Genomic DNA, 23663 nt, shown 5'->3' on the forward strand with positions numbered 1-23663 from the left:
ACCTTGCTGTTCTTTTTAGTCTACCAGTTTGTCCAGTTCTTTTACATATTCTGTCTGGCTGGAAATCTTGTGTTTTGCCTGCGCCGCATATTTGTTGACTGCCGCCTGCGACTTTTTGATTGACTGCATCGTGCCGGCTCCTGCCACGCATCCGCCCGGACAGGCCATGCCTTCAAGAAGATAACCGTTGTACTTTCCGGCTTTTGCCATCGTCAGCAGTTTCCGGCATTCCTTTAAGCCTTCTGCATTTGCCATCTTGATCTCGCGGTCCGGATATTTTTCACGGATCACATTCTCCACGGATTTTGCAACGCCGCCCGATACAGCAAAGTTACGTCCGTCCACGGATGCATCGCTGACACCGTCCGGATCTTCCTCGAGTGCGCTCACATCTACCTGGCGCGCATCGAAAATGCCCGACATCTCTTCAAACGTCAGAACGAAGTCCACCTCACTGCGGACAGACCGGCGCATGGCCTCCAGTTTTTTCGCCGCACACGGTCCGACAAAGACAACCTTCGCATTCGGATTGTGTTTCTTGATCAGACGCGCCGTCAGCGTCATCGGAGTCAGTGCCATCGAGATACAGTTTGCGTAATCCGGGAACAGTTTCTTCGCCATTACAGACCAGGCCGGACAGCAGGATGTCGCCATAAACGGCAGTTTCTCCGGAACTTCGTTCACAAAATCCTCTGCCTCCTGTGCCGCACAGAGATCCGCTCCGATCGCAACTTCAAAGACATCCGCAAAACCGAGCTTTTTCATCGCCGCACGCAGTTTTCCAGGCGTTACTTTCGGTCCGAACTGGCCGACAAACGCCGGTGCCAGCGCTGCATAGACGCGCTCTCCCGACTGGATCGCACGGATTACCTGGAAGATCTGGGATTTGTCCGAAATAGCGCCGAACGGGCAGTTGACGAGACACTGGCCGCAGGATACACATTTCTCGTAATCGATATCCGCTTTTCCGTTCTCATCTGAACCGATGGCATCCATTCCGCAGGCTCTCGCACACGGACGCTCCTGAATGATAATAGCCTGGTATCCGCATACTTTGGCACACTGACCACATTTGACGCATTTATCCTGATCAATATAGGATCGTCCATTGGTGCGGTCCAGCGTAATGGCCTTTTTCGGACAGACTTCCACGCACGGATGTGCAAGACACCCCTGACATCCCTCCGTGATCAGAACCCGTTTTTCATGACAGGCGTTGCATGCAAATTTGATGACATTAATGAGCGGCGGTGTATAATACGTCTCCGCCTGGTCCGCCAGTTTGATATTGTCCGAGATCGGGGCGTGCTCTGCCGCGCTTCTGCACGGAAGTCCCATTGCAAGGCGAAGCCGCTCTCCTACAATCGCCCGCTCCAGAAACACATCATTTCTAAAATTTCCGACCTCACCGGGAATTACACGGTAAGGAATTTCCTCGATCGTCTTTTCCACCGGAGAGTCCACGTCATACGCCATTTTTGCAACTTCCGTAAAAATGGCATGGCGGATTTCCTGAATTCTTGTTTCTACTCCTCTCATTCTTTCTTCCTCCTGCCGTATTTTCCTCCGCATCTTTTCAGTTAAAATTATTCCGCTTTCTATTACTATACTTGATTTCGAAAGTATTGTCATCTTTTTCCCGTATTTTTGCCGAAAAAATTTCGGTCTGCACAAAAAAAGAACCTGCCGTCTCTGTATCATTTCACAGAAGTGACAGGTTTCTTATTTTTACCGCTCCCAGAGATCCGGGGCGAGTTCGTCTTTTTTCATACGCTGCATCAGTTCATCCACAGCCTGTTTCGGGTTTTTGTTTTCAAACAGAACCTGATTGACTGCCTGAATGATCGGCGTTTCGATTCCGAATTTTTTCGACAGGGTAAGACCCGCTTTTGCGGAATAGACGCCCTCGACGATCATCTGAACTTCATCCATCGCCTGCTGCATCGTTCTGCCCTGGCCGATCAGGTATCCGGCTTTCCGGTTCCGGCTGTGAACGGAAGCACACGTTACAATCAGGTCGCCGATACCGGAAAGACCGTAGAAGGTTTCCGCATGGGCACCCATCGCCGTGCCGAGCCGTGCAATTTCCGCGATCCCGCGGGTAATCAGAGCCGCTTTCGTATTGTCGCCGTAGCCAAGACCATCCGCCGTTCCGGCTGCCAGTGCGATGACATTTTTCAGAGCTCCGCCAAGTTCAATTCCCGTGATGTCCGGGCTTGTGTAAACGCGGAAGACAGGACTCATGAACACATTCTGCACATACAGTGCGCTCTCGCGGTCATGCGCGCCGACAACGATCGTGGTCGGCAGGCCGCGGCCGACTTCCTCTGCGTGGCTCGGTCCGGAGAGAACAACGACATTCGCTCCCGGCACTTCCTCCTCGATGATCTGAGACATCGTCATCAGGGTATCGGCTTCCACGCCTTTTGCCACATTGACGATGAGCTGGCCGTCCGGAATATCCGCCGCATACTTTTTACATGTGGTTCGCACGTACGGGGATGCTTTTGCCATCACAAGGATGTCCTGTCCGGAAAGGGAGCCGCGCACATCGCAGGTGAACTTCATTTCATCCGGCAGTTTTACGCCCGGAAGCTTCGTCAGATGCTCTCTGTGTTCCTTTAAGCTCTCAATTTCCTTTTCATTTTCCGAGCAGATCGTCACGTCATGCCCGTTGTTGCAGAGCAGGAGGCCGAGGGCGGTTCCCCAGCTTCCCGCTCCGATGATGCTAATCTTTGCCATATTTTATTTCTCCGACTTTTTGGATAAATACGTTTTCCGCTCTGTTCCCGCGATGAGACGCTTGATGTTTGCACGGTGCTCCCAGAAGGCAAGCACGGCAAGAAGTGCGATCACCACGTACATCTCATAGAGATACGGCGGTTCCAGCGCAAAGCAGCCCGCCTGTCCCATGATAACGGCCATTGCAAAAAAGACAACGTAAACCATCATGGAACCGAGGGAAACATAGTGTGTTACTGCAAGATTCAGGAAAAACAGCGCTGCACAGACCAGCGTGATTCTCCAGTCAAACGAGATAATCAGACCCGCGGTCGCAGCGATTCCTTTTCCGCCGCGGAAGCCTAAGTAAAACGGGAAGTTGTGGCCGAGAATCGTTCCGGCCGCAGCATACACCGTCAGCAGTTTCAGCATTTCCGGGTGCGATGCACCGAAGATCAGGCGTACCGTCAGGACCGCCAGAATGCATTTGATGCAGTCGCCGGCAAGCGTGATGGCGCCTGCTTTTTTCCCTAAAGTCCGGAGCGCGTTGGTCGTTCCTGCGTTTCCGCTGCCGTGTTCCCGGATATCAATTCCCTTCGTCCTTCCATAAAGATATGAGGTCTGAAAAAGGCCAAATGCGTATCCGATCAAAAGGCATATGATCCGTACCATAACTCTTTACTGCTCCTTCTCTTTTCGTTCTCTGATGATGAATTTCAGCGGTGTGCCGCGGAAACCGAACGACTCTCTGATTTTATTCTCCAGATATCGAACGTAGGAGAAATGCATCAGTTCTTTGTCGTTGACGAAAATAACAAATGTCGGCGGTTTGACCGAAACCTGTGTCATATAGTAGATTTTCAGTCGTTTTCCACGGTCTGACGGCGGCTGCTGCATTGCCATTGCCTCGGTCAGAATCTCGTTCAGGACACCGGTCTGTACGCGCAGGTTCTGGTACTGCAGAACCATGTCGATCGTCTCGAACAGCTTCGGAAGACGCTGTCCTGTCTTCGCAGAGATAAAAAGAAGCTCTGCGTACGGCATGTAAGCCAATGTATTTCTTACTTTTTCGGTAAAGCGGTAGATCGTCTTGTCATCTTTTTCCAAGGCATCCCATTTATTTACCGCAATGATCATACCTTTTCCACGCTCATGGGCGATACCGGCAATTTTGGCATCCTGCTCGGTGACACCCTCGGTTGCATCGATCAGAAGAACAACGACATCGGCACGCTCTACGGCAGATACGGTACGGATGATGCTGTACCGCTCCAGCTCCTCTTTGATCTTGTTTTTCTTTCGAAGGCCTGCGGTATCGATGAAAATATATTCATTTCCATTGTGCATGATCGTGGTATCGATCGCATCGCGCGTCGTTCCGGCGATATCGGATACGATAACACGGTTCGAACCCAGCAGTTTGTTGACCAGGGAGGATTTTCCGACGTTCGGTTTTCCAACAATGGCGATGCGCGGAATCTCGCTCTCCTCCTCGTTTTCCATCTCCGGATCAAAGTATCCTGTCACCTCATCGAGCATATCTCCGATGCCGAGCTTTCCGGATGCGGAAATGGCGTGCGGCTCTCCGATGCCGAGGTTATAGAATTCATAAACATCCATCATCTGACGGTCGAAGTTGTCGACTTTGTTGACCACCAGCACAACCGGCTTGCGGCTTCTTCTGAGCATATCAGCTACTTTTGCATCGGCATCTACAAGGCCCTGACGGACGTCAGTGATGAAGATGATGACATTTGCGGTATCAATGGCGATCTGTGCCTGGTCTCTCATCTGGGAGAGAATGATATCTTTGGATTCCGGCTCAATACCGCCGGTGTCTACCAGCGTAAATTTGTGGTTCAGCCACTCTACGTCGGCATAGATGCGGTCACGGGTTACACCCGGTGTGTCTTTTACAATCGAAATATTGTCTCCGGCTAATACATTAAACAGGGTGGATTTACCCACGTTCGGCCGGCCCACAATTGCTACAATCGGCTTGCTCATACATTGTTCTCCTTCTGTGTATCATCTCCTGGTTTTCCTCCACAACGGCTTTCACCAGGTCGCTGCCCGGCTCATCGATAATCTGTACCGGTGTTTTCAGGCGCTCTTCCACCTCTTCCACCGTCACATCGTCGAGAAAGACGTTTTTTCCCGAACGGAGCATGTTGCACGGAAGCAGCAGGCAGTCGCCAAGATCTCTTCCCTCTAACTGCTCCATCAGATCCTTTCCGGTAATCAGACCGGATACGGTAATGGATTCTCCAAAGAAATAGTTGATAATCGTGACAACCTCCGCCTGTACATTCGGATATTTTTCACGAATTTTCTGCATGTGTTTTTCCAACGACGGCGCCGCAGCTTTTCCGGTCGCAATCGTTACATGGCGGTGACGGCCGTCCCCTTCTCGTTTCGAAAGTTCTTCCGCAACCTCGTCCTCCAGAAGCCGGAGCATTCCCACTCCGTTTTCCAGCTGGATATAGCCATCGTAATTTTCCTCCTCCGGGATCGGCTCTTCTGCCAGCAGATACCATTCATCACCGGCATGGATAAAGTGAAGTCCCCACTGTTCATACAGCTTTTTCTGCCATTTGTGAATCGTGGCAAGAACTTCTTTTGCATCCTCCCTGGTAAACGGTTCCAGAGGCGCCAGTCCGTCGCGGTACTTCGAAAGTCCGACCGGGACAACCGAAACACTTTTCAGATGCGGCAGATATTTTGACAGATCCGAAATACTGCGCTCCAGCTCTGCGCCGTCGTTGTATCCCTTGCAGAGCACAATCTGTCCGTTCATCTCGATTCCCGCCTCGTAAAGGCGCTGGACCTTCGGAAAGATATTGCCCGCAAAACGGTTGTGCAGCATTTTGCAGCGGAGCTCCGGGTTCGTTGTCTGGAACGAAATATTGATCGGTGCCAGATGGTAGCGGATAATCCGGTCGATATCGTGGTCGCTCATGTTGGTCAGTGTAATATAGTTTCCCTGCAGGAAGGACAGACGCGAATCGTCATCCTTAAAATACAAGGTGGGACGCATTCCCGGCGGCATCTGATCGATGAAGCAGAAAATGCAGTTGTTGCTGCAGGAACGGTACTGATCCATGAACTCGTTCTCGAATGTGATGCCGATTTCCTCGTCATACTCTTTTTCGATTTCCAGGTCCCATTCCTCGCCGTCCTTTTTCCGGATCGTGAGTTCCAGATACGTATCGTTGGTCTGGAAGTGGTAATCGAAGACGTCCTCGATGATTTCCCCGTTCACGCGGAGCAGTTCATCGCCCGGTTCGAGTTCCAGTTCTTCGGCAATACTGCCCGGTTCTATTGTCTTGATAATGTGTTTCGTCTTGTTTTTCACAGATCTTACGTTTTGGCCTTTCCATTTACTTCTTTATAACTTCTCTTTGCCCAGTAAAAAGCGTGCTTTTTTTGCATACCTTCCGGACATTCATCCATTATAATAACAACAACCTGCACAAAAAGCAAGGATTCTTTCGTTTTTTGCTTGACGCGCCCTTTCCCAAGATGATATAAATAGGAAGTAAATGGTTTGTAAAAAATGTCGATTACTGGAGGTTTGTATGGCTAATTTAGATTTACTTGAAAATTCCATTCCGGTTGCTCCGTTAAAGCTCGCAGCTCTGCCGGGCAGTATGGAAATGGCAAAAAAAGTTGATGCGTATCTGGTTCAGTTCCGTAAAGAGCTCGCCGAGCGCCGCAACGGGGTTTCCTTTTCCGGATATTCTGAGGATTCTTTTCTGATTGACTGCGAGTGCCCGCGTTTCGGTTCCGGCGAAGCAAAAGGAAAGATCAACGAATCCGTCCGCGGTGCCGATCTTTACATCCTGGTTGATGTCTGCAACTACAGCATCACCTACAAGGTCTGCGGCTACGAGAACCACATGTCACCAGATGACCATTATCAGGATCTGAAACGTATCATCGCTGCTGCAACCGGAAAAGCACACCGGATCAACGTAATCATGCCTTTCATTTATGAAGGAAGACAGCATAAGCGCACCAAACGTGAGTCTCTCGACTGCGCACTTGCTCTGCAGGAGCTGATGAACATGGGTGTTTCCAACTTTATCACCTTCGACGCACACGATCCTCGTGTCATGAACGCAATTCCGCTCGGCGGCTTTGACAACTTCATGCCAACCTACCAGTTTTTAAAAGCCCTTCTTCGTTCCGTTCCCGATCTGACGATCGACAACGATCATCTGATGATCATCAGCCCGGACGAGGGAGCGATGGCGCGTGCCGTATACTTCTCCAATGTGCTCGGCGTCGATATGGGTATGTTCTATAAGAGAAGAGATTACTCCACCATCGTAAACGGAAAGAACCCGATCGTGGCACATGAGTTCCTCGGCGATTCCGTAGCAGGAAAAGATGTTGTCATCATCGACGATATGATCTCCTCCGGTGAGAGTATGCTCGACGTTGCAAAACAGGTCAAAGAGCGCGGCGCTGACCACGTCTTTGTCTGCACCACCTTCGGCCTCTTCACCGACGGTCTGGAGAAATTCGATGCTTACTATGAGAAAGGCTATATCAGCAAAGTCATCACCACCGACCTGACCTACCGTACACCGGAACTCGTTTCCCGTCCTTGGTATGAGCCGGCTGAGATGAGCAAATATATGGCAAGCATCATCGATACGCTGAACCACGACGTATCCGTTGCAAAAGTACAGTCTACGACAGAGAAAATCAATAAGCTGCTGGCAAAACACAGATAATCGATTTTGTGTCCGCCGGATGCATACAGCAAAAAAACGGATCTGTTTTTTCCAGGTCCGTTTTTTGATGCTTCCTATTCTGTTTTCGATCCTGTTTTCAGACCAGGGAAAGGAATGCCGCGAGGTTTCCTCTTTTTCCCTTCGATGCACGGTGGGAATACAGGAAATCCGGGTTGCAGCAGGTGCAGAGGTTCGGCAGATGAATCTGCTTCTCCGGCACTCCTGCCGCAAGAAGGATCTGATGATTCGCCTCCCAGAGATTTAACTGGTATTTTCCATCTGGTTTTCCGTAGAACAGTTTCTCATGCAATGTTTCCGGGAATGCTGCCCGGAACTCTTCGATCACGTCACCGCTCACCTCGTAGCAGTCCTGGCAGATCGACGGGCCGACGGCTGCGATCACATCTTTTGCTTCTGTTCCAAACCGTTCGTGCATCGCATCGAGCGTTGCCTGTCCCATTTTGTGGACCGTTCCGCGCCAGCCGGAATGGGAAAGTCCGATTGCACGGTGCACCGGGTCGACAAAATAGAGCGGCACACAGTCCGCATAAAACGTTGCAAGCACGACGCCCGGCTCGTCGGTGATCATGCCGTCGATATCGTGGAAATCGCGGTCTCTTGTCACGCCGCTGCCGCAGTCCGCCTTTGTCACGTAACGGACATTCGTCGTGTGAGTCTGGTCGGAGGTAACAATGTTTTCCGCTTTAAATCCCGCCGCCTCGCAGAATCTTCTGTAATTCTCCCGCACATTTGCCGGATCGTCGCCGCGCGAAAAGCTGAGATTCATGCTGGAGAGATGTTCCTTACTCACCCCGCCGATCCGTGTGGAAAATGCATGGCGGATGCCCTCAATTTTCTCAATCGCCGGCCAGGTCAGATAGACCACGCCGTTTTCCGCCTCGTTGACATGCATCGTTTTTTTATCGTTTTGTTTCCATTGAATTGGCATCATAAAAACTCCCTTCCTACCAGCCGCTCCCCTGATAATAAAACGCGTTCGCATAGACGCGGATCTCCTCCGGTGTCTCTGCCACGACGTCGAAGCGGCAGGGCACATCCATCGGGATCTGGTGGAGCATGCGGTAGTAATCTGCTGTTTTTGAAATTTTCTTCTGTTTCTTTCCGTCCACGGCGCTTGCCGGGTCTCCGGCGGTACGGCCGGTGCGGTATTTTACTTCGATAAAGACGTATGTGTCGTCCTGTTCTGCGATCAGGTCGATCTCACCGAAGCGGCACCGGAAATTCCGCTCCAGAATGTGATATCCCAGGCTTTCCAGATATTCTGCCGCACGGCTCTCCTGTCTCGTTCCTACTTCCCGCTGATTCAAATGCGATACCTTCTCCTTTTTTGATGCGGTGCCTTCACACGAAATGGCCGATAAACGACTGCCGGTGGATCGGTGACGGGCCGATTTCTTTTAAAGCAGCGATATGCTCTGCCGAACCGTAGCCCTTATTCGATGCAAAACCGTAGCCCGGAAGCACCTTGTCGTACTCTTCCATCAGGCGGTCCCTTGTCACCTTCGCAACAATACTTGCCGCCGCAATCGAAACACTCTTGGCATCTCCCTTGATGATCGGCACCTGGCGGATGTCCACCTGCGGGATTTTCACCGCATCGTTTAAGAGCACATCCGGCTTCACGGAAAGCTTGCTGATCGCCTCCCGCATCGCCTCGTACGTTGCCTGTAAAATATTGATCTCGTCGATCCGCGCCGGGGAGGCATAGCCGATGCCGACGGCCACTGCCTCGCGCATGATCACGTCGTACAGCTCGTCGCGTTTTTTGGCCGTCAGCTGCTTGGAATCGTTCAGATACAGGATTTTACTGTCGCGCGGCAGAATGACCGCTCCTGCGACCACAGGGCCCGCCAGAGGGCCTCTTCCGACCTCGTCGATGCCGCAGATCCAGCCAAAATCCTCATATTTGTGCTCGTAGATCTTCATCTGTTCCGTGCGCTCGCGCTCTTTTTTTAAGGCCTCTTCCTGTTTCTGGTATTTTTGAATCAGATTTTGTACGCCGGCACGGGAATCCTCTTCATATTCCAGATAAAGGGCGGGCAGCTCCGTCTCCGAAGCTGCCGCAAAAATTTCCCGTATGGCGGATATCGATTGTTTTTTCTCTGTCATCGTTGTTCTCCGCATTTTTTATTTTGATAAATCCATTTATTCCGGTTTTTCCAGCGTGATTCTGCCGAGCTTTCCGCTCCGGAAATCATCCATCAGAAGCCGTGCTGCTTTCTCGTAATCGAGCTCATTTCCCTTTTTCAGGCAGCCGCGCACACGAGCAATCTCGCCTAAGATTTCCACACGATCCGTCACACCTTCAAAGCCAAAGCGTTTCTCCAGCGTTCCCGGATACTCTGCCGTCAGATAATCAATGACGGACAGCGCCAGCTCCTCCACGTTCAGGATCTCATCATTGATGGAACCAATCATCGCAAGGTGAAGTCCCACCTGCTGGTCCTCAAACTTCGGCCACAGGATACCAGGTGTATCCAGAAGCTCGAGCTGTTTGCTTAAACGGATCCACTGTTTTCCCTTCGTGACGCCCGGTTTGTTTCCGGTTTTCGCACAGGCTCTGCCCGCATACGCATTGATAAATGTCGATTTTCCGACGTTCGGAATACCGACAACCATCGCGCGGACCGGACGGTTCAGGATGCCGCGTCTGCGGTCGCGCTCGATTTTCTCTTTGCAGGCCTCCTGTACGGCACTGTTGATCGCTTTCATGCCGGCTCCGGAACGGGAATTGACCTTCACAACGGAATAGCCTTTTCCCTTGAAATATTCCATCCAGGCGTCGTTTCCACGCTCATCGGCAAGGTCCGATTTGTTCAGCAGGATCAGCCGTGCTTTGTTCTTTCCAAGTTCATCTATATCCGGGTTGCGGCTCGCTGCAGGAACTCTCGCATCGACCAGCTCAATCATCAGATCGATGAGCTTTAAGTCTTCCTGCATCTGTCTGCGGGCCTTCGTCATATGACCCGGGTACCACTGATAATTCATGTTTCTTCTCCTTCTATGCTGCGTTTACACGAAACCGATTTTCTTCCACGGCGAAATCGTAAACCAGAGCTTTCCGACAATGCGGTCCGAATCCACGAGTCCCATGCCGTTGTGGCGGCTGTCCTCGCTGTTGTTCCGGTTGTCGCCGAGCACAAAGTACTGTCCCTTCCCGACCGTGATCGGCTCGGAGGCAAGTCCCGCGTTTGTGATGGCCGGAAATTCATCTTTTTCATTATAGACTTCCCCGTTGATGAGGATCTGTCCGTCTTTGATCTGTACCGTCTCGCCCGGCAGCGCAATCACACGCTTGATGTGGATGCTCGCCTTCTTGTCCTCACTCGTCCGGAACGCGATGATATCCCCGCGTTTCGGAGAACTTAAGCGGTACCAGGCGGAGTCCATCAGCACACGCTCCCCCGGCACGAGAGTCGGCTCCATCGAGCCCTCCTGCACCACGACACTTCTGCAGAAAAACCAGGAAAATGCCGCCGCGAGAAGAATCGCTGCGATGATCTCCAGAATCCATACAAGCATGGAACGGATCTTTTTCTTGTAGAAATATTCTTTTACATATCTGGTATTCATACCCATAGTGTAATTCTCCGTAAGACAAAACCGGAGAAACACAATTGCTCATGTTCCTCCGGCCATCCTTTTAACGACTTATTATTTTACCAGCTCTTTTACTTTCGCTGCTTTACCAACACGGTCTCTTAAGTAGTTCAGTTTCGCACGTCTTACTTTACCACGTCTGATAACTTCTACTTTCTCAACGTTCGGAGAGTGTACCGGCCATGTTTTCTCAACGCCTACGCCGTTAGAGCTCTTACGAACAGTGAAGGTCTCTTTGCTTCCGCCGCCCTGTCTTTTCAGGACAACGCCTTCGAATACCTGGATACGCTCGCGGTTACCCTCTTTGATTTTACCGTAAACTTTAACGGTATCACCAACGCGGAACTCCGGTGCTTCTGCTTTTAACTGTGCATCTTCGATTTTCTTAATAATGTCGTTCATTTCTTTATCTCCTTTTTTTACCCTGGATGTTCTTAATGCCTTTTTGCAACAGCGGACCATCTCTTTACTCACAACAAGTTACATTATACTATAATGCATCCGCAGATGCAAGTATTTTTTTCACTTTCCATTCGCCGCTGTACAGCAGACTGCGAAGCGCGAAGGAAAACCGCTGCAGGCCGTCCGCGGACGGTATGCCGGTAAGCCGTGCGACCAGACGGAAACCGTTTTTTTCAAGCTGCTCTTCGAGTTTTTCTTCCTCTTCCGAGAATCCGGCCGGGCACAAAAACACCAGCGGTGTTTCTTTTCCGGCAAAGCTGCGGATATACTCGCTCTTTGCTTTCATCCCCTCCTCAAGCGTTCCCGGAAGCTGCAGAATCAGCAGGTCATGGTCATCAAACAGATTTTTCTGTTTCCGGATCTTCTTTCGTCCGAGATCAAGACTGACACCGTAGCGTGTCATGCCTGCAAGAAGATCGTGCGCCCAGGCAGACGATTCCTCTTTTTCATTGCATGCGCAGGAAATCTGGAATGCATTCTCCAGAAGGTCCGGCCGCCGCTCGGCTGTCCGCACCAGAGAGGCCTCATGGCGCCATGCTTCGATCTTTTTGTGGTCTCCGGAAAGAAGCACCTCCGGAACTTTTTTCCCGTGCCATGTCTCCGGTCTTGTGTAATGCGGATACTCAAGCAGATTGTCCTGCAGTGACTCAAACTGCGAAGATTCCTCGTTGCTTAAGACACCCGGCACAAACCGCGATACCGCATCCACCAGCACCATTGCACCGAGTTCTCCGCCTGTTAAAACATAATCTCCGATCGAGATATAGTCCGTTACCACTTCCTGCAGTACGCGGTCATCGATGCCCTCATAGTGGCCGCAGAGCAGCACAAGATCTTCCTCAAGTGCCAGCTCTTCCACCATCGTCTGGTTTAACACTTTTCCCTGCGGTGTCAGATAGACCGTGCGCGGCTTTTTCCCGATCTTTCCGGCTACCGACTGGTAAGCACGGAACACCGGCTCCGCCTCCATGACCATGCCGGCACCGCCGCCGTACGGGTAATCATCCACACGATTGAATTTATTTGCTGAAAAATCCCGGATATTCGTCGTCTCGAGGGAAATATAGCCATTGTTGATGGCTCTTCCGAGGATGCTGGTGTGCAGCCCCTGCTCGATCATCTCCGGAAACAGCGTCAGAATATGATATTTCATCGTTCTTTACTCTCTTTATCAGTCAATCAGGCCCGGAAGAAGGTGAATCGTCATCTTCTGCTCATCCAGGTCCACATCCAGAACACAGTCATGGATCGCCGGAATCAGAACTTCTCCGTGCTCTTTTGAATCTACAATATAGACGTCGTTTGCGCCGGTCTCCATCACGTCGCGGAGCGTGCCGAACAGTTCGCCGTCCTCGGTGTACATCTGCATACCCTGCAGATCTGCAATATAGTATTCGTCCTCTTCGAGCGGAATGGCGTCCTCTCTCGTCACATAGAGGCTGCAGCCTTTATACCGTTCGATATCGTTGATGTTGTCAATTCCCTTGAATTTTACAATGGCAAGCTGTTTGAAAAAACGCACGCCAGTTACATGGAGTTCTTTTTTTTCTTTTCCTGTGTCGAGAAAAACGCGGTCCAGAGAAAGAAAACGCTCCGGATCTGTCGTCGGATATACCTTTACCTCACCGCGTACGCCGTGGGTTGTGGTAATTACGCCAATCTGCAAATATTCTTCCATTCAAAAACCCTTTCCAACCAGTTCTACTGTGTATTGCGACTTGAGAAACTCGCAAAGCGTGTTTCCCAAGTTATCGCGGCAGTCGCCAAGGTCCCGTGCAAGCACGGACTTTGGCTCGTTGCCCGCGTAAAGAAAGGAACCGGCAGCAACTGTCGGTTCCTTTTCCTATCTTTTACTTACTGTAAAATTTCTACGACAACTTTTCTGTCGCTCTTTGAGGAAGCTGCTTTTACAACCGTACGGATTGCTTTCGCAATACGTCCCTGACGTCCGATGACTTTTCCCATATCTGACGGATCTACTTTGAGCTCCAGCAGAAGGTCATCACCGCTGACGGTTTCTGTCACAACTACCTCAGATGGATGATCAACCAGAGATTTTGCAATTACTTCGACAAGTTCTTTCATTACAAGATACCCCCGTATGAATTATTTCTCGATACCAGCCTGTTTTAAGAGTTTGGCAACGATTTCGGTCGGCTGTGCGCCGTTAGCCAGCCATTTTTTAGCAGCCTCCTCGTTGAAGCTGATTGCGCTCGGCTCGCGGTTCGGATCGTAGGTTCCGATCTCCTCGATGAAACGTCCGTCTCTTGGGGATCTGGAATCTGCTACAACGATTCTATAAAAAGGAGCTTTCTTCTGTCCCATTCTTCTTAATCTCATTTTTACTGCCATTTTTCTTTACCTCCATTGTAAATTCATGTATTTATTTATATTTTTTCTTTTATGCTAAAAGGGAAGTTTGAATCCTCCTCTTTTACCACCCTGACCGACCATTCCGGTCATCTGTTTCATCATTTTTCTTGACTGTTCAAACTGTTTGATGAAACGGTTTACCTCCGCGATATCAACACCGGCACCTTTTGCGATTCTCTGCTTTCTCGACGGGTTGATAAGATCCGGATTTTCTCTTTCCTTCGGCGTCATGGAAAGCACGATGGCTTCCTTTCTCGCCATATCTTTTTCATCCACCATACTCTCGAGGTCCTGGCCCTTCATCTTTGTGCCGACGCCCGGAAGCATATTCAGGATGCTGGAGATGCCGCCCATATTGCGCATCTGCTCCATGGAATCCAGGTAATCGTTGAAGTCGAACTGTGCCTTCTTCATCTTCTGTTCCATGGCTTTTGCTTTCTCTTCGTCGATGTTTGCCTGTGCTTTTTCAATCAGGCTCATGACATCGCCCATGCCGAGGATACGGGACGCCATACGGTCCGGATAGAACTGCTCCAGATCCGAAAGCTTTTCGCCCATGCCGACATAAAGAATCGGTTTGCCGGAAACTGCGCGGATCGAAAGTGCCGCACCACCTCTGGTGTCACCATCTAATTTTGTAAGCACTACGCCGTCGATGCCGACTTTATTGTTGAACATCTCGGACACATTGACTGCATCCTGACCGGTCATAGCGTCTACTACCAAAAGGGTCTGATCCACAGGAACAGCCGCTTTGATATCCTGTAACTCCTGCATCATCTCTTCATCGATGTGCAGACGGCCTGCGGTATCCAGAATCAATACGTTGAAGCCGTTTGTCTTTGCATGCACCAGCGCTGCCTTTGCGATATCCACCGGACGGTTTTTATCTCCCATGGCGAACACTTCCACACCCTGCTTTTCTCCGTTGACCTGCAGCTGTTTGATCGCTGCCGGACGATAGACATCGCAGGCGGCAAGGAGAGGTTTTCTTCCCTTTGCTTTTAACTTTCCTGCAATCTTTGCGGTTGTGGTTGTTTTACCGGCTCCCTGAAGACCTGCCATCATGATGATGGTAACTTCGCTTGCCGGGCGCAGTGCGATTTCCGTTGTCTCGGAACCCATCAGCTTGACCAGCTCGTCATTTACGATTTTAATGACCATCTGGCCCGGATTCAGTCCGTTCATGACGTCCTGTCCGACTGCCTGCTCCTGTACGGATTTGATAAACTGTTTTACTACTTTGAAGCTGACATCCGCCTCGAGAAGTGCCATTTTAACTTCCTTCAGCGCAGTCTTTACATCCGCCTCGGTAAGACGGCCCTTGCTTCTGAGATTTTTGAAAACATTCTGGAGTTTCTCGGTTAAACTTTCAAATGCCATGCTCAAAGCTCCTCTAATATATCCGATGCAATTGCTGCAATCCGCTGCATCACATCTTCTTTCGGGGTATCACCAGAAGGGTCTGTCAGCTTTCGGATCTCGTTCACATTTTCCCGGATCTGCACAAAGCGTTGTACCAGATGAAGCTTTTCTTCATACTCTTCCAGTGTCTTGTTGCAGCGTCTGACCAGATCGTGGACTCCCTGGCGGGAAATGCCCCGCGCTGCCGCAACCTCGCTCAGGGAAAAATCGTTGAGCACCACGTCCTCGTATACCTGACGCTGATGTTCGGTCAGAAGTTCGCCGTAAAAATCATACAGTAATGTCTGTTCCAATATTTTTTCCATTGCGATCACCTTGGTTATCATACACGAAAAGATGCAGGGTGTCAAGTATTTTTTCTTGACAGTTTTAAAATTTTTATGATATGTACCGGAAGCTGCAGAAAAGGCGCATTTTCCGCGTTTTTCCGCAGAAAATACGCCCCTTGTAAAGACTTTTGTAAGCCTACTGCAGCTCCGCAATCCTCGTTACCGCCACATAAATCGACTGGATTTTATACCACGTCGGGTAATCCACAATGCCGGAGACCGGCAGGCCGAACAGCCGCTGAAATGCTTCGACGGCGTCCTGCGTCTCTTCATCGAAATAGCCATTTTCATAGACCGTCGGAATCGATGAATACACCTCCGCAATCACGTTCAGCTGCTCCTGCATCTGCAGCACCTTGTTTCCGGACGAGCCGATGGTCAGGTCATACCCCGGCCAGGAGGACGGGATGCCGGAGATCTCCTCTGCCGTGTTGATATACATATTGTCTCCATAATAATTGCGGAGAATCTGGATCGTCGAATACCCTTGGTCCGCCAGTTTTTTCGAACCCCACTGGCTCATCCAGTTCGGGCAGCTCACACGGTTTCCGTCGCAGTACTGTGTCAGAATCGGCTGTTTCACATTCGGGCGCGACAGGTAATCGGCAAAGATCTCATCGACCACAAGGGAAATGCTGTCGAAAATATTTCTGCCGTAAATCCATTTGTGATCGTAGGCCGTCGACGAGGTGATCGTAAAATCGTATCCTTTGTTGCGATACCACTCCGTGTAGACGCGGTTCAGCGTAAACGACATGATTGCAAGAATATTCGCACGGATCGCCGCATCCGGCCACGTTGCATAGATTTCTGAGCACGCCACGTTTTTGATGTAGTCGCGGTACCGCACATAATAGTCGCGTGCCGTGCTGTCGGTCGGCGCTCCGTCGTGGACGATGATATACTCCGGGATCACGACGCGGGACAGCACAATCTCGCCGCTCTCCCCCGTCGGCTTGATCTCACTTTCCGGAATTTTCTCCGGATATTCGCCGAACAACGTATGATCCGGGATCGTCACATCCGCAAACGCTGCGCCCTCTGCCAGTTTGAGGTCCACCTGCTGGACGGACTGTTCTCCTGAAAGAAGCTCGGAGCCCGTCACTTCAACCGTTTCATACCCTTCCGCCTCCACTTTCACCGTATATTCGGAATACGGCTGGTTCACATTCGGTTCCAGACTGTACTCGAGCGGCGGTGTCGCCAGATCCAGCGTCTCCGTTCTGCCGTCCCCGTCGGTAATCAGCTCCTCGATCACATTCTGCGGATCTCCCGTATACGAAACCGTCACCCGCGCCCCGGAAACAGGCCGCGCCTGGATTCTTGCATTTACCCGGATTTCCAGCCGCCCGCGGTCAGTCATTTCCTGCTGCATACGCAAATTTTTCATAAAAAAGCCCCATATCCTGCACTCCTTTTATGGTATGCAGAATATGAGGCTTTGTTGCTTTTCACTTTTCGATTTACAGGATCCGCTGGACGTCGTGGATCATGACGTAGACCATCAACGCCATCAGCAGCACCAGGCCCGCGAAGTGAACCATGCCTTCCAGATCACGCCGGATCGGTTTTCTGCGTATGGCTTCTATGATCAGAAAGACAAGCCGTCCGCCATCGAGTGCCGGGAGCGGCAGCAGGTTCATGACGCCAAGGTTCGATGACAGCAGAATCACCATGTTCAGCATCGTCATCACCGTAACCAGAACGCCCTGCGATTTTACATCATCATAGGCGGTTCCGATCGCATCCACCACGCCGACCGGGCCGGAAAGATCGTTCACGGAATACTGTCCGGTAATCAGCATACCGACGCTGTCAATGACGGTGCGCACCCAGTATTTGATCTCCAGCACGCTGTATTTCAGCACGCCGATCGGGGACTGTTTCTCCCGGAGCTGATACGAAAACTGTACATTCGCATACGTGTTTTCAACCGGTGTCACCGTAATCTCTTTCGTCTTTTGGCTGTGCTCATACTCCAGCGTCACAACGCTTCCATCGAAAGGATGCTCTGTCTGGTAAGCAGTAAAATCTGCCACACAGGTGATCGGCGCTCCGTTGATCGATACGAGCAGGTCGCCCGCAACAACACCCGCAGCGGCAAGCGGCATATTCTGCTGCACATACGTGAATTCCATGCCGCGGTCGCAGTCATCGTAATTGAAGCCCATCATATACCGCGTCGTCATCGTCGGTTCATATGTGATCGTTTTCTTTTCTCCATCGGCCTTTTTGACCTCCAGCGTAATCTCATCCGTCGGCACGCCCTGTACCGTCATCACGGAGTTCAGCTCTTTTCCGATGGAAATATGTCTTCCCTCGTAGGATGTGATAATATCTCCCGCTTCGAGGCCTGCCTCTGCCTCCGGCGAACCGTCCGCAACTTCTGTGACGCGCGCCGGGGAGCTTCCCGCGTAGCTGATCACAAAGATCGCACAGAAAAATGCCAGAATCATGTTGAACACCGGTCCCGCCGCAACGACGGAAATTCTTGCCCACACGGATTTGCTGTTAAAGGTTCCTTCCCCCTCCTCTTCACCGTCCTCGCCGAGCATCTGGCACGCGCCGCCGAAAGGCAGAAGTTTTAAGGAATAGATCGTTCCTCCTTTTTCTGTCTTCACGACAGTCGGGCCAAAGCCGATCGAAAATTCCGTCACGGTAATGCCATTCGCCTTCGCCAGAAGAAAGTGCCCCAGCTCATGGATAATGACGGTAATTCCGAAAATGAGTACGGCTATCAGGATTTTTACAATCATGCTGTCTTATTCTCCCATCTTATATCTGCTTGCAATCCATTCATACGTCTCCTGCTCCGTCGCGAGAATCTGCTCCAGCGTCGGATCGGCAATCGTTTTGTGTGCTTCCATTGCACCGGCGATCACGTCGTAAATCTCGAGGAAACGGATCTTCTTCGCGAGGAACAGTGCAACGGCGCGTTCATTTGCCGCATTGAAGACCGTCGGCATGGAGCCGCCCGTCCGGGACGCCTGCATTGCCATCGGAAGGCCGAGGAAGGTCTCCATATCCGGTTTTTCAAACGTGATCTGTGTCAGCGCCGCAAAGTCGAGGCGGTCGCCTGCAAGGAAGCGGCGCTCCGGGTAATACAGTGCATACTGGATCGGCAGTTTCATATCCGGCGTGCCAAGCTGTGCCATGACGGCGCCGTCTTTAAATTCTACCATCGAATGAATGATGCTCTTTGGCTGTACCACAACCTGGATGTGGTCGAGGTCGACACCGAACAGCCATTTTGCTTCCATAACCTCGAGTCCTTTGTTGACGAGTGTCGCGGAATCGATGGTAATCTTGTGGCCCATCGACCAGTTTGGATGGCGGAGCGCCTGCTCTACCGTTACGTTTTCGAGCTCTGCTCTCGTCTTTCCACGGAACGGACCGCCGGATGCGGTGATCAGAAGCTTATCGATTTCTTTTCTGTTTTCCCCGTGCAGGCACTGGAAAATTGCCGAGTGCTCACTGTCAACCGGAAGAATCTGCACGCCGCATTCTTTGGCCAGCGGCATAATAATGTGTCCCGCCGTTACCAGTGTCTCTTTGTTTGCCAGTGCAATGTCTTTTCCTGCCTTCATCGCCGCAACCGTCGGGCGGATGCCGATCATGCCGACGATCGCTGTCACAAGGATTTCACTCTCCGGCATCGTAGCAAGCTCGAGCATGCCGTCCATGCCGCTGCCGATTTTTACAGGAAGATCCTTCACTCTGTCACGGAGTTCTGCCGCTTTCGCCTCATCACCGACTGCCGCAAATTTTGGATGAAATTCCCGGATCTGCTGCTCGAGCAGGGTAATATTGCTTCCGGCGCTGATGCCGACCACCTCAAGATCGCCGTTGGCACGCACGACATCGAGGGTCTGGGTTCCGATCGAACCGGTTGAACCAAGAATTGCTATTTTCTTCATATTCCAGTTTCTCCCATCTGCTTCCCGTTTATGCTGTGTGGGAAGCTTTTTTCTAGTGAATCAGAAGCACCGACAGGAAATAGATGATCGGTGCGGTAAAGATTACGCTGTCAAAGCGGTCAAGAATGCCTCCGTGGCCCGGAATCAGCTTTCCGTAATCCTTGATGCCCTGATTTCGTTTGATTGCGGATGCCGCAAGGTCTCCGACCATGGAGATCAGCGCGCCGACACCGCAGATAATCGCATATTCCATCATGCCGCCCTTTGTTGCAGCCGCATAGATGATACCGAGCAGAATTGCTCCGACGATACCGCCGACAGCTCCTTCTACGGATTTTTTCGGGCTTAAAACCGGCGCCATTTTATGTTTTCCAAAAAGCACGCCCACGCAGTATGCACACGTGTCACAGCCCCAGGAACACAGGAAAATCAGCCATACATGGAATTTTCCGCCGTCCAGCATACGGGTCTGGTATACATAGGAAAGCATTACGCCGACATAGACAATTGCAAAGAACGCCGGCATCACCTGATTGGCGTTGTATTTTGGATAAGTAAATACGTATACTGCCATCAGAAGCACGAGATCCAGGATCAGTGCAAGCATCTGGTACATCGGATCCTGAAGCAGCAGGGACAGATAGAAAATCACAACGCCCGCATAGCCTGTGATTTCCAGCAGGTTCCACTTGTCTCCTCTTACTTTCATGACGCGGAACAGCTCTCCTGCGCCGATCAGCGACAGGCAGAGCACTGTCATATAGAGCACGGTTCCGCCGCTGCAGATCGTGAGCAACGCCACAAGAACGAGCACGATGCCGCTTAACAGTCTTGTTTTAAACATCTTTCTTATTCCTCCTTCACGCCGCCGTAGCGCCGGTCTCTGTTATTATATTGTTCGATGGCTTTTCTCAATTCCTCTTCGTGGAAATCCGGCCACGGAACTTCGGTAAAGTAAAATTCCGTGTAGGCGAGCTGCCACATCAGGTAGTTGGAAAGGCGCTGTTCGCCGCTTGTGCGGATCAGAAGATCCGGATCCGGGATGCCGGCGGTGTCGAGATAGCTCTCAAAGCAGCTTTCTGTCAGCTTTCCGTTCTCATCAAACGCATCCTCTGCAAGCGTTCCGTTTTTCACATCCTCGATCATGCGGGTCATACCGCGCAGGATTTCATCGCGGGAACCGTAGTTCATTGCGATCTGGAAATACATATGATCGTAGTCTTTGGAGCACTCCTCAAGCTCATGAATGCTGTCCTGGATGTCCTGCGGGAACGCGCTTGGATCTCCGATGATTTTGACGCGCATCTGGTTTTTATGCGCTTTTTTGATGCATCGTTTTAAATACTGGCGGAACAGCTTTAAGAGACCCTCCACCTCGGCGCGGGAGCGTTTCCAGTTCTCGGTCGAGAACGCATAGACGGTCAGATATTTGACTCCCATGTCTTTGATCACATCACACATTTTTTCCAGATTATCGCAGCCGACGATATGGCCGTAGCCGCGCGGCATGTTCCGCTTTTTCGCCCATCGGCCATTTCCGTCCAGAATGATGGCGATGTGATTCGGCACTTTTAATTCATTATCCATATTCTTTTTCCTCCGTAAACGATAACAGGCTGCCTGCAAATGACAGGCAGCCCCTCGTTTTCTTTGTATTACACGGTCATAATTTCTTTGGATTTTACGTCCACCATCTGATCTACTTCTTTGATGTATTTGTCTGTTAATTTCTGGGTCTGCTCCTCGAGCTCTTTGATTTCGTCCTCGGAAACGTCCTCTTTGGCAAGTTTCTTGAACGCATCATTGGCATCGCGGCGGATGTTGCGGATGGCTACTTTTGCGCCCTCGGCTTTTTTCTTTACCTCTTTTACCAGCTCTTTACGACGGTCCTCGGTAAGCTCCGGGAATACCAGACGGATGACTCTTCCGTCATCGGACGGGTTGATGCCAAGATCGGACATCATGATCGCTTTCTCGATCTCTTTTACCAGGGATGCTTCCCACGGCTGGATCTGGATCATACGTGCTTCCGGAACAGAGATGTTTGCTACCTGCTGCAGCGGAGTCGGTGTTCCATAGTAATCTACAGTAATGCGGTCCAGTACGTGCGGATTTGCACGGCCTGCGCGGATGGTTCCGAATTCGGAATCGAGGCTTGCAATGGATTTTCCCATTTTTACCTCAAACGGTTTTACTCTCTCGTCGATCTGATTTGCCATATTAAATTTGTCCTCCTGCTATTATACGGTTACTCGTGTACCGTTGATTTTTCCGTTTGCAGCATTTACAATGCTGTTCTCTTCATTTAAACCAAATACCAGCATCGGCATTTTGTTTTCCTTGCAAAGGATGGATGCGGTCATATCTACCACTTTCAGATCCTTTTCAATGACTTCCTGAATGGAGATCTCGTCAAATTTCTTTGCATCCGGGTTGGTCTTCGGATCGCTGTCGTAGACACCGTCTACTGCTTTTGCAAGCAGAATTTCGTCTGCCTCGATCTCAATGGCGCGAAGTACGGTTGCCGTATCGGTTGAGAAATACGGATGGCCTGTACCGCCGGCAAAGAATACAACCATGTTGTGCTGGAAATATTTGTTTGCACGGTCTTTGGAAAATCCTTTTGTGAACTCTCCACATGGGAATGGAGTCAGAACGGCTGTCATCATTCCCTGGGAACGGAAGATTTCTGATACATAGATACAGTTCATAACAGTTGCCAGCATACCGATCTGGTCTGCTTTGGTACGGTCAATATTTTCGGAACTGCGTCCTCTCCAGAAGTTTCCTCCTCCGATTACGATGCCGACTTCAATCCCCTGGTCTACCAGAGTTTTTACCTGTTTTGCCACTTTTGTGACGGTCGGCTCGTCAAAACCGGTGTGTTTCTCTCCTGCAAGAGCTTCTCCGCTCAATTTCAGTAATACTCGTCGTTTCATCTTGCATCCTCGTTCCTTTATGATATTTTTTCACAAATGTCTTGCATTTATGAAATGATTATACCATCTGTTCCCCAAAACGACAAGGGCAAAATTCGTTTCTGTTTACCTGCGGTACTCGGTCGGCGTGAGGCCGGTGTAGCTTTTAAATCTCTTTGAAAAATACCCCGGCGAGGAAAATTGATAGTTCAGCGCAATCGTCATAATCTCTTCGTTTGTATTCCGCAGATCGTCTGCCGCTGCGAGAATCCGCCTCCACTGCAGATATTCCATCGGCGTCCGGTGCAGATACGCTTTGAAAATCCGCTGGCATTCCCGTGGAGAGAGGTGAACACTTACGGCGATTTCTTTTAACGTAAGCGGCTCCGTCAGATGGTTTTCGATCCAGGACATCATCTCTTTGATATGCACCTCCTGAATACTCTCCGATGCCCGCTGCGGAGACTGCTCTGTTTTCCCGCACAGAAACAGCATGATCTCAGAAAACGCAGCCCGCACCTGAAATTCATATCCAGGTTCCATCAACACGCATGCCAGAAATGCACGCTGAAACGCCGTAAAATACGGCGCATTTTCCTCTGTCTGCTCCAGTTTCAGAAATGTCGGTCCTGTTTTCTTCACCGGTGTCACATACGTCAGATCAAATACGCTGCCGGGAACACCCGCAACGAGAGAGGAATCAAAAACGAACGAGCGGTACCGGCACGGATGCTCATTTTTTGCGCGGAAGCAGTGCAGAATCCCGCTGTTGATAAAGCAGCCTTCCCCCGGTGAAAGCGTGATCCGCTCTCCCTGAATGTCAAGCAGTGCCTCTCCATCCTGCTGCACATAGATTTCCCACTCCGGATGCCAGTGTGCCGTGATGCAGCCGCCGATGAACTGGTGAATGTCGCCGTCGTTCACGATCATCGGAAAAACATGGAAGTCCTCCATAATCTCTTTTCCACTGTCATCCACAGCAATTTCCGACATTGACTGAATAATTCCCATGCTTTTATTCCTCCTTTTTGCTGTTTTCTTTTTGGCAGAAATGTCGTTTTTTTACCAGTATACGTCGTATTTCAGCAAGACACAAGCGAAATGTCTGTGCTATAGTAATCCTGTTCCCGACCGGGAAATAAGTTCCGGCCTTAC

General features: G+C 50.7%; 26 protein-coding genes. 1 reads left to right on the forward strand and 25 read right to left on the reverse strand.

The features are described from left to right. Positions 1–15: 15 nt before the first annotated feature. The 5 genes from ACY2VT_RS01415 to ACY2VT_RS01435 form a co-directional block, all read right to left on the reverse strand. Entirely contained in the window at positions 16–1539 is a 1524-nt protein-coding gene (locus tag ACY2VT_RS01415; protein ID WP_022461521.1) for a 4Fe-4S dicluster domain-containing protein, read from the reverse strand. 189 nt (positions 1540–1728) lie between these two features. Next, positions 1729–2742: an NAD(P)H-dependent glycerol-3-phosphate dehydrogenase gene (locus ACY2VT_RS01420; protein WP_022461520.1), complete on the reverse strand. Its 1014-nt coding sequence runs from the start codon at positions 2740–2742 to the stop codon at positions 1729–1731. A gap of 3 nt (positions 2743–2745) precedes the next feature. After that, complete coding sequence (gene plsY / locus ACY2VT_RS01425) at positions 2746–3393, reverse strand: glycerol-3-phosphate 1-O-acyltransferase PlsY (RefSeq protein WP_461878623.1); 648 nt, start codon at positions 3391–3393, stop codon at positions 2746–2748. Between the two features lie 6 nt (positions 3394–3399). Continuing rightward, entirely contained in the window at positions 3400–4728 is a 1329-nt protein-coding gene (gene der / locus ACY2VT_RS01430) for a ribosome biogenesis GTPase Der (RefSeq protein ID WP_022461518.1), read from the reverse strand. Next, the gene (locus ACY2VT_RS01435) at positions 4682–6076 is read right to left on the reverse strand and encodes a DUF512 domain-containing protein (RefSeq protein WP_461878624.1); all 1395 of its coding nucleotides are present in this window, start codon (positions 6074–6076) and stop codon (positions 4682–4684) included. Before ACY2VT_RS01435 ends, der begins: the two co-directional genes overlap by 47 nt. A 223-nt stretch (positions 6077–6299) precedes the next feature. Here ACY2VT_RS01435 and ACY2VT_RS01440 point away from each other — a divergent pair, with 223 nt between their 5' ends. Then, positions 6300–7463 carry a ribose-phosphate pyrophosphokinase gene (locus tag ACY2VT_RS01440; protein ID WP_117509055.1) on the forward strand — a complete coding sequence of 388 codons (1164 nt, stop codon included), beginning with the start codon at positions 6300–6302 and terminating at the stop codon, positions 7461–7463. 97 nt (positions 7464–7560) lie between these two features. Here ACY2VT_RS01440 and pgeF read toward each other — a convergent pair whose 3' ends face one another. From pgeF to ACY2VT_RS01540, 20 genes are all read right to left on the reverse strand, one after another. Continuing rightward, complete coding sequence (pgeF, locus tag ACY2VT_RS01445) at positions 7561–8412, reverse strand: peptidoglycan editing factor PgeF (protein ID WP_461876921.1); 852 nt, start codon at positions 8410–8412, stop codon at positions 7561–7563. 16 nt (positions 8413–8428) lie between these two features. Then, positions 8429–8791, reverse strand: coding sequence for a YraN family protein (locus tag ACY2VT_RS01450; protein ID WP_461873151.1), 363 nt, complete (start codon positions 8789–8791; stop codon positions 8429–8431). 34 nt (positions 8792–8825) lie between these two features. Beyond that, positions 8826–9593 (reverse strand): ribonuclease HII, encoded by a 768-nt coding sequence (locus tag ACY2VT_RS01455; RefSeq protein ID WP_461878625.1) that lies wholly within the window; start codon positions 9591–9593, stop codon positions 8826–8828. Between the two features lie 36 nt (positions 9594–9629). After that, the gene (gene ylqF / locus ACY2VT_RS01460) at positions 9630–10472 is read right to left on the reverse strand and encodes a ribosome biogenesis GTPase YlqF (RefSeq protein WP_461878626.1); all 843 of its coding nucleotides are present in this window, start codon (positions 10470–10472) and stop codon (positions 9630–9632) included. A gap of 24 nt (positions 10473–10496) precedes the next feature. Then, on the reverse strand, positions 10497–11057 hold the full coding sequence (gene lepB / locus ACY2VT_RS01465; RefSeq protein WP_461878627.1) for a signal peptidase I: 561 nt from the start codon (positions 11055–11057) through the stop codon (positions 10497–10499). 81 nt (positions 11058–11138) lie between these two features. After that, the gene (gene rplS, locus ACY2VT_RS01470; RefSeq protein ID WP_022461510.1) at positions 11139–11486 is read right to left on the reverse strand and encodes a 50S ribosomal protein L19; all 348 of its coding nucleotides are present in this window, start codon (positions 11484–11486) and stop codon (positions 11139–11141) included. 88 nt (positions 11487–11574) lie between these two features. After that, the gene (gene trmD / locus ACY2VT_RS01475; protein ID WP_461878628.1) at positions 11575–12699 is read right to left on the reverse strand and encodes a tRNA (guanosine(37)-N1)-methyltransferase TrmD; all 1125 of its coding nucleotides are present in this window, start codon (positions 12697–12699) and stop codon (positions 11575–11577) included. A gap of 18 nt (positions 12700–12717) precedes the next feature. After that, positions 12718–13224 carry a ribosome maturation factor RimM gene (rimM, locus tag ACY2VT_RS01480; protein ID WP_461873155.1) on the reverse strand — a complete coding sequence of 169 codons (507 nt, stop codon included), beginning with the start codon at positions 13222–13224 and terminating at the stop codon, positions 12718–12720. Positions 13225–13400: 176 nt separating this feature from the next. Next, positions 13401–13631: a KH domain-containing protein gene (locus ACY2VT_RS01485; protein WP_441761262.1), complete on the reverse strand. Its 231-nt coding sequence runs from the start codon at positions 13629–13631 to the stop codon at positions 13401–13403. 21 nt (positions 13632–13652) lie between these two features. Then, the gene (gene rpsP, locus ACY2VT_RS01490; RefSeq protein ID WP_022461506.1) at positions 13653–13898 is read right to left on the reverse strand and encodes a 30S ribosomal protein S16; all 246 of its coding nucleotides are present in this window, start codon (positions 13896–13898) and stop codon (positions 13653–13655) included. 54 nt (positions 13899–13952) lie between these two features. Continuing rightward, entirely contained in the window at positions 13953–15302 is a 1350-nt protein-coding gene (ffh, locus tag ACY2VT_RS01495) for a signal recognition particle protein (RefSeq protein ID WP_461878629.1), read from the reverse strand. A 2-nt stretch (positions 15303–15304) separates the two neighbouring features. Then, positions 15305–15670, reverse strand: coding sequence for a YlxM family DNA-binding protein (ylxM, locus tag ACY2VT_RS01500; protein ID WP_022461504.1), 366 nt, complete (start codon positions 15668–15670; stop codon positions 15305–15307). Positions 15671–15809: 139 nt separating this feature from the next. Continuing rightward, positions 15810–17063, reverse strand: a complete 1254-nt coding sequence (locus tag ACY2VT_RS01505) for a peptidoglycan-binding protein (protein WP_461876886.1) — start codon at positions 17061–17063, stop codon at positions 15810–15812. A 73-nt stretch (positions 17064–17136) separates the two neighbouring features. Beyond that, positions 17137–18429: an RIP metalloprotease RseP gene (gene rseP / locus ACY2VT_RS01510; RefSeq protein WP_461878630.1), complete on the reverse strand. Its 1293-nt coding sequence runs from the start codon at positions 18427–18429 to the stop codon at positions 17137–17139. A 6-nt stretch (positions 18430–18435) separates the two neighbouring features. Then, positions 18436–19590, reverse strand: coding sequence for a 1-deoxy-D-xylulose-5-phosphate reductoisomerase (locus tag ACY2VT_RS01515; protein WP_461876884.1), 1155 nt, complete (start codon positions 19588–19590; stop codon positions 18436–18438). A gap of 52 nt (positions 19591–19642) precedes the next feature. Continuing rightward, positions 19643–20434, reverse strand: coding sequence for a phosphatidate cytidylyltransferase (locus ACY2VT_RS01520; RefSeq protein ID WP_461878631.1), 792 nt, complete (start codon positions 20432–20434; stop codon positions 19643–19645). A 5-nt stretch (positions 20435–20439) separates the two neighbouring features. Beyond that, positions 20440–21177, reverse strand: coding sequence for a polyprenyl diphosphate synthase (gene uppS / locus ACY2VT_RS01525; protein ID WP_461878632.1), 738 nt, complete (start codon positions 21175–21177; stop codon positions 20440–20442). A gap of 68 nt (positions 21178–21245) precedes the next feature. Next, positions 21246–21764: a ribosome recycling factor gene (frr, locus tag ACY2VT_RS01530; protein WP_373141022.1), complete on the reverse strand. Its 519-nt coding sequence runs from the start codon at positions 21762–21764 to the stop codon at positions 21246–21248. Positions 21765–21830: 66 nt separating this feature from the next. Beyond that, positions 21831–22529 carry a UMP kinase gene (pyrH, locus tag ACY2VT_RS01535; protein WP_022461497.1) on the reverse strand — a complete coding sequence of 233 codons (699 nt, stop codon included), beginning with the start codon at positions 22527–22529 and terminating at the stop codon, positions 21831–21833. A gap of 105 nt (positions 22530–22634) precedes the next feature. Then, positions 22635–23519 carry an AraC family transcriptional regulator gene (locus ACY2VT_RS01540; RefSeq protein WP_461878633.1) on the reverse strand — a complete coding sequence of 295 codons (885 nt, stop codon included), beginning with the start codon at positions 23517–23519 and terminating at the stop codon, positions 22635–22637. Positions 23520–23663 lie beyond the last annotated feature (144 nt).

It is taken from the genome of Fusicatenibacter sp., from assembly GCF_050872605.1.
GTDB lineage: Bacteria > Bacillota > Clostridia > Lachnospirales > Lachnospiraceae > Fusicatenibacter.